The sequence below is a fragment of the Candidatus Brocadiaceae bacterium genome (assembly GCA_012728835.1).
Taxonomy (GTDB): Bacteria; Planctomycetota; Brocadiia; order SM23-32; family SM23-32; genus JAAYEJ01.
On record JAAYEJ010000025.1, the window covers coordinates 1 to 1,904 of the forward strand.

General features: G+C 65.8%; 1 protein-coding gene and 1 pseudogene. Both read left to right on the plus strand.

Translation table 11 applies throughout. The features are described from left to right. A partial coding sequence (locus GXY85_03725) for a hypothetical protein (protein NLW49938.1) occupies positions 1–1,118 on the plus strand: 1,118 nt, incomplete at its 5' end. Positions 1,119–1,150: 32 nt separating this feature from the next. After that, positions 1,151–1,228: pseudogene (locus tag GXY85_03730) on the plus strand (signal peptide protein). Positions 1,229–1,904 lie beyond the last annotated feature (676 nt).

Consider the following 1,904-nt stretch of genomic DNA (forward strand, 5'->3'; position numbering starts at 1 on the left):
CAACCACGGGTCAGGCGCACACCTACGTGCTGCCGGTCGACGCGACGGTTCGTGGCGGCCAAGGCGTAAAGACGCCGGAGGCCTTCGGTGAGACGCTGACCCGGGTGTACGGGGACCCGGCGGCCGTTAAACTGGTGGTCTCGGAGCACAAGGAGCGCCATGGTGTGCTGGGTGCTATCGGGCTTGAGGGACTCGAGAAGACCGCGGGTGCCCTGTCGCCGGCGGCGGGCATTATCTTTGGCCGTGAGGTGGCGGCTGTACTGGGCGGGACCCGCGGGATTGAGGGCTACGATCGCACGATGACGGACGCGGTTGGCAAACGCACCGCGGGGCACCTTGAGCAGTATGGCGATATGGGGGTTAAACTTACGGTGGCTATCCTCACGGCCGCGGCGCCCTTCACGGGCGGCGCCACGGCCGCGCCGGCCGTGACGTTGGCGGCCGTCGATCGCACGCTGCAGGCCGCCGAGGCCAACGCATCGGGCACGAATGCGAAGTGGGACCGCGTGGCGTGGGACACCGCGGTGGATGTCGGGTTGTACGTTGTCGGCGCCAAGCTGGCAACGGAGGCCCAGGCGGCCGCGGATGCGGCCAAAGCCACGGATGCCGCGACCAAGACGGCGCAGACCGCGCGTACTTGGCAGGCCGCGAACACCGTCTGGAGCCTCGGCGGCTCGGCCTACTTGGGAGCTATGTTGAAGGGCGCCAACCGCACCGACGCGGCTTGGGCGGCCGGCACGGCGTTTGCCGGCGGCATGCTGAACATGGGCGGGGCGCCCGCGGAGATCCAGGCGACGTGGGCCGCCACGACATCGCTGGCCAAGTCGGCGTTCGTCGACAAGTCGGCGTTTGAGGACGCCCTGTTCTCGGCTTCCATGGCGGGCGCGACGGCCTACGGGGGCGCCCGGATGGGCCAAGGCCTGCAGTACCTCGCGGACCGTAAGACCGTAACGCCAAGTGACCGGTACGCGGCGTGGACTTCGGGGATGGGCGCCCAAGCGGGTCGGCTCAAGAATGTTGCGCAGGTGACTGGGGAATGGGCCAAGATAGGCGCGCAGAACCTGCGGGGCGTGAAACCGGAGGGCTATGAAGCCGCGATGGGACATGGAGGTTTGTGATGGGCGAGACTATCGATATGGATACTTATGTGGCGCCTTCCCTTCCTTGGGCGCCTACCGCACCTGCCGCACCTGCCGCACCTGCCGCACCTGCCGCACCAACCGACCCTATGGACTATGTAGATAGCTATCTTGCCTCCGCGAATCAACCGGTCAGTTTGGTTCCGTTGCCCGGCACGGGTCGGTCAGGACAGGCTCAGGTGGACATAAATGCCGGCTTTAGTTTCGCATATTCGCGGGAAGGCGCGTCCCGAGATGGGATTGGTTTCTTTGATCCGGCGGGTGGCGGAACTTACTTGGAGCTCGAGAACGCTGGCCTTCCTGAGAACGTCTTGCGGCCGTTGCGTGACGCGCCCGACGGAAGCCGAATGACCGCTATCCTCGACAGGGATAACAGGCTGCGGTTAGCATTCGCTGATCCCAAAGGGGCGTGGGAGAAAAGGGATGGCCGGTGGGTCACTTTTGTCAAGGACAGCCGAGGAAATGCGGTGTCCGCGGCTCCTCAAGCCCGGCCAAGCGACCTCCCGGCGCTCATTGGCGCGGTGGGCGGCATCCTGACGCCGCTCTTCACCGCGGGCATTCAGTACTTCCTGCTTCAGGAGCAGGCTCGCCTCAGCCGCAAGCAGGCCCGCGAGGACTACGAGCGCCGGCTGTCGCTGGTGCAGGCCGAGGGCGCCTATGTCCGGAAGGGCGGCGGAGACGGAAGTTCAGGTGGCGTCACAGGAAGAGCTTTATTGAGGTAACACATGGGAGTCAAGGACAAAGAAGTCACGTACGACGCGGACG